Annotated in this window: 6 protein-coding genes; 5 read left to right on the top strand and 1 reads right to left on the bottom strand. The window is 63.0% G+C overall.

Translation table 11 applies throughout. From position 1 onward, the window contains the following. Window positions 1-9 precede the first annotated feature (9 nt). Together H1Y01_RS09135 and H1Y01_RS09130 are read left to right on the top strand one after the other, a co-directional pair. The gene (locus H1Y01_RS09135) at window positions 10-915 is read left to right on the top strand and encodes a hypothetical protein (protein WP_180540132.1); all 906 of its coding nucleotides are present in this window, start codon (window positions 10-12) and stop codon (window positions 913-915) included. 41 nt (window positions 916-956) lie between these two features. Continuing rightward, window positions 957-2210: a P22 phage major capsid protein family protein gene (locus tag H1Y01_RS09130; protein WP_257644433.1), complete on the top strand. Its 1254-nt coding sequence runs from the start codon at window positions 957-959 to the stop codon at window positions 2208-2210. Here H1Y01_RS09130 and H1Y01_RS09125 read toward each other — a convergent pair. Continuing rightward, entirely contained in the window at window positions 2187-3047 is an 861-nt protein-coding gene (locus H1Y01_RS09125; protein ID WP_257644432.1) for a GIY-YIG nuclease family protein, read from the bottom strand. The genes H1Y01_RS09130 and H1Y01_RS09125 overlap by 24 nt on opposite strands. A gap of 75 nt (window positions 3048-3122) precedes the next feature. On the opposite strand from H1Y01_RS09125, the gene H1Y01_RS09120 reads away from it, so the two are divergent. The 3 genes from H1Y01_RS09120 to H1Y01_RS09110 all read left to right on the top strand — a co-directional run. Next, complete coding sequence (locus tag H1Y01_RS09120) at window positions 3123-3875, top strand: hypothetical protein (protein WP_180540130.1); 753 nt, start codon at window positions 3123-3125, stop codon at window positions 3873-3875. A 74-nt stretch (window positions 3876-3949) separates the two neighbouring features. Further along, the gene (locus H1Y01_RS09115; protein ID WP_180540129.1) at window positions 3950-4156 is read left to right on the top strand and encodes a hypothetical protein; all 207 of its coding nucleotides are present in this window, start codon (window positions 3950-3952) and stop codon (window positions 4154-4156) included. 1 nt (window position 4157) lies between these two features. Next, window positions 4158-4758 (top strand): hypothetical protein (locus H1Y01_RS09110; protein WP_180540128.1); only part of this gene is annotated, 601 nt, incomplete at its 3' end.

Raw genomic sequence — 4758 nt, 5'->3', positions numbered from 1 at the left:
TAGGAACCCATGCCCGAAAACGTAGTAACAGAACCATCCATAGACCAGCTCCGCGCGCTCGTGACGGCTTCGGCCGAAGCGGGCGAGGAGACGGAACCAGAAACACCCGCGGCGCCCGTAAAGGACGCCAAAACTGAACCGGCATCGGAACCGGCCACGCAGGACACAGAGCGAGGAACGGACGGCAAGTTCAAGGCGAAGGCCGACGACGAAGCCGTAACGCCGAACGTACAGAAGCGCATCGACAAAGCCGTCAAAGCGCAGCGCGAAGCCGAGAGGCAGCGCGACGAAGCACTGGCGAAAATTCAGGCCCCGCCGCCTGCAACAGAAAAAGCGCCGCCAGCGCCGAAAGCCGCCGCAGCCCCGAAGCAGGAAGACTTCACCACTTACGACGAGTACTCCCGCGCGATCGCGCGTTACGAGGCGCGGCAGGAAATCAACGCCGAGCTCGAAACGCAGCGCGTCGCCGGCGAAGCTCGCCAGCGCGAAGCCGATAAGGCAAAGCGCGCCGCAGACTTCACGGCGGCCGAAGTGGAAGCCCGCAAAGCGCACGCCGATTACGACGAGGTAACCGCAGCCATCGAATGGCCCAAAGCACCGGGAACCAGCGCGCTCGCGGATTACCTGCTCGATACCAACAACGCGAAGCTGTATTACGCGCTCGGGCAGCAGCCCGACGAGATCGCGCGCATGGCCGCCATGACGCCGATCCGCGCCATCGCCGCGCTCGCGAAATTCGAAGCCGCGCTCGAAGCCCCTCCTGCAGACAAGAAAACCCCGGCGAAGGAATTGCCGAAGCCGCCCCGCAACGTGGGCGGCGCCGGAAGCCCCGCCGTCATCGACCTCAACGACGACAAGCTGGACATGCGCGGATTCAAGCGCGAGTTCCTGCGACGTCTCAGCGCGGACGACTAAACCAGCGCGCCGAAAGGGCGCGCGAAGGAACCCAAACGTAGATGGCAAACAACATCATCCTCACGCCGAACGTGTTCTGCAAAGGCGTGCTCATGAACCTCGGAGGCTACCTGAGCTTCTGCCGGAACATGACGAAGGAATACAACAAAGAGTTCATCGGCAAGAAGGTCGGCGACACCGTCAGTGTCCGCAAGCCCCAGATCTTCACCGCAACCACCGGCCTGCTTTACCAGCCGCAGCCCCTGACGAACATCAAGACCAACATCACGGTCGGCGATGTGACCGGCGTCCACTTCGAATGGGACGGCGTGGAAAAAACGCTGTCGATCGACGAAGCGCAGGAGAAGTACTTCAAGCCCGCCGCGATCGCGATGGCGCACCGCATCAACGCGAACGCCGCGCAGTTCGTCGCGCAGAACACCTACAACGCGGTCGGCACGCCCGGCACCACGCCGACGCTGGTAGACACCTACCTCGCGGCCGGCGACAAGATTGTCGAGCTGGGACTGCCCCCGGAAGAGTCTCTGACCTGCATCGTCAACCGGAAGTTTTCGAGCCAGTACGTCATCGGTCAGAAGACGCTCTATAACGAAGCCGGAACCATCGGCGCCATGATGCGCAAGGGCGAAGTGGTCGACAGCACTCTGGGTTACACCTGGAAGCGCGATCAGACCATCTACTCGCAGACAACGGGCCCGTACGGCGGGACTCCGCTGGTCGACGCAACCGGCAACGTAACCGGCACCGTGACCGCGGACGGCGGAAGCAACGGCACCATGACGCTTTCGACGCGCGGATGGACCGCGACTGCGGCTTCACGCCTCGTGGTGGGCGACCGCTTCACATGCGCAGGCGTGTACAGCGTTCACCCGCAGACCAAGCAGTCGACCGGCGACCTGCTGCAGTTCGTGGTTCTCGCCGCGTTCAGCTCGAACGGATCGGGCAACGGCGGCGTGATGGTGCGCCCCGCGATCACGCCGAGCGGGCAGTACCAGAACGTGACCGCCGCGCCCGTGGACGGCGCCGCGATTACAACTTTTGGTGCGGCGAACACCGTGAGTCCGCAGGCGATTCTGATGCACAAAAACGCTTACGCGTTCGTGAGCGTTCCGCTGGAAAATCCGCCCGCTGGTTCCGGCGCGATTTCTTCAATGCAGACCGACCCGGATACCGGGTTGAGTTTGTCCCTCGTTCAATTTTTTGACGGGGTCAATAGAATCGTGGGGTCCAGACTGGATTCGCTTACCGGTTTCGGGATTCTCTACCCCGAATTAGCATGTGCCATCGCGGGATAATTTCAGCATCCGCGTCGCCCAACCCTTTCGGGCGGCGGCGCGGCGTTCTTCCGGCGTCTTCGCAGCCTGCCATTTTTTGGCAGCAACACTAAGCGGCGCGCGGGATTTCTCAACGGTCGCTGATTTTTGTTCCGCCGTTCGGCTCGCGTGAATTTTTATGGCTACCTCGCGGCGCTGTTCAGTGGTCTTGAGCGCGTTCATTTGAGAGGCCCAGACGCTTCGTTCTTCCACCGACATCGCATCGGTCCGTTTCGACATCGCCGCGCTGCGTCTCTCGGTCGGGTAACTGGCGCGCTGCTTTTCGGCGGCGGCTACCCGCGATTCGGAAGTGCGGTTCGTATTCGCTTTGACGCGGATCGCGCTCCGCTCCTCCGGCGTTTTCGCGGCCTGCCATTTTCGAAGCGCCGCGCTTCGCATCTCCGACGTGTAAACCGCGTTGGTTCGTGCGGACGCGGCGCGCTTCTCTTCCGGCGTGCGGTTCGCGTTCGCTTTACGCGCGACGGCGCTGCGCCACTCGGGCGTCCCACGGTCTACCGAACCTTGGCCCCCGCTGGTGCTGTTCGTGAGATCGGCCCCGGCGGCGCGATAGTCGGCGATCCAGCGCTGTTCCGCTTCTTTGCGACCCGGACCCAGGCCGTGCTCGATCACTTCGAGAAGCGGCTGAAGGTCGGTTTCGAGAACGGAGAAGATCCACTTCTGCTTTGGTGTGTCCTGTTTTTTTCGCGACTCACTGACGTGGCAAGCCAGGCGATTTTTCGCGCTTTGCGCGATACCCACGTATCGAACAGCCAATGAGCGCGGGCACTTCAGAACATAAATAACCCAGGGCTTCAGCACCTATCCAGAATGTGGCCGAAGCCCAATGTTTACAAGGTTCAAACGCATCTAACCAGTACTGAAAAAAGGAAAACAATGAAAACGATTCTCTCTCTTATTGCCGCGGTCGCGCTTTGCCTCGCGCCCGCGTTCGCGCCGGATGCCTCGGCGCAAGTCAATGTCTTGACCAGTACCACCACCTCGCAGGCGATCCTCGCGACCGACAGCACCGTAACCCTGACCGCGACAACCGGCGTCACCGTCGCGGGAATCGGCGTGCAGGGCTCGCAGCTTTATGTGATCGCGCCCGGCTATCCGCGCGGCGAAACCATGCAGGTCAAAAGCCTGACTGGCTCTGTCGTGACCGTAATCCGCGGTCGCAGCGGCATCCGCGCCGGTTTCCCGAGCGGCTCCACGGTGCTTATCGGTTCGCCCAACTGGTTTTACGCCTACGATCCGAGCGGATCGTGCGTGACAGCGAACGTGTACGTGTCCCCCTGGGTCAACACGCTGACCGGCTCGGAGTCTCTCTGCAGTTCAGTTACCCTGAGCTGGGTTCCAAGCTGGAACAGCCCCTACGGCGACTCGTTCGCGCCGACGGCGGCCGTGGCGAGCGCCGCGGGCCTGATTACGCCATCGGGACCACTCTTCCACGTCACCGGCACCGCCGCCATTACCGGGTTCAACATTCCCGTCGGCTTCACGGGCGGAGCGTTCACCGTAATCCCGGACGGGATCTGGACCACCACAACCGCGAACAACATCGCGCTCGCTTCGACCTCGGTCGTGAGCAAGCCGATTACGTTCACGTACGACTTCAACACGGCGAAGTTCTACCCCTCGTATTAACCCGCGGCGCGCCGCGGCGTTGCTCAAACGACGCCCGCGGCGCGCCCGCGTTCCGCGAACACAAAGGAAACCCCATGCCCGACCGCGTATATCCCAGCACCCGGTACCACCCCGAACACCCGCCGAAGCACGTCTTCGACGAAACTGAACACGAAGACGCGGAGGCCTCCGGCTGGTACATGACCCCCGCGGACTTCCCCGACGACGCGACAGATGACGCGACAAACGACGACGTGAACCGCGAGGCGGCGACGCCCGCGAAGCCGAAGCGAAAGCGCTAACGTGCCAACTTCTGTCGCTGACATTGTGACGGATGCGATGCAGGAGCTGGGCGCGCTCGCCGCGGGCGAGCCCCTGCTCACCGTGACCGGCGCGCTCACGAACGACGCGACGAAAGGGCTCGCGACCTACAACCGCTTCATCGACGCGACCAACATCAACCGCGGCAACATCTTTACTGAGCGCGCCGACCTCTATACCCTCACCGCAGGGACACAATCCTATTCCATCGGCATCGACCCGACCGGCCTGACCACCGCGACGTTTCCCGTCGTGCGCCCCGTGCGCCTGACGCGCGTGAACGTGCTGCTGCCGGCGACCGGCCCGAACGGCCCGATCTACCGCAAGGTCAAGATCCGCACCGCCGCGCAATGGGGCGCGCGCCAGTACCGGCGCGTCGAATCGATCCCGTTCGAGATCTACCCGGACTACGCGGATCCGATCACGACGTGGCTCTTCTACCCGTACCCCGACCAGAACTATCAGATCGAAGTCTGGAGCTGGCAGCAGTTCGCGCAGGCGGGACCGATCATCGGGACCGGCACGGTCACGACCGCGGGCACGGCGGTCACGTGGGCGAGCGGAACGCAGTTCACGTCCGCGC

This window comes from Nevskia soli, from assembly GCF_903970205.1.
In the GTDB taxonomy this organism is placed as follows: Bacteria; Acidobacteriota; Terriglobia; order Bryobacterales; family Bryobacteraceae; genus Bog-113.
This window is presented reverse-complemented; position numbering and strand designations above follow the sequence as displayed.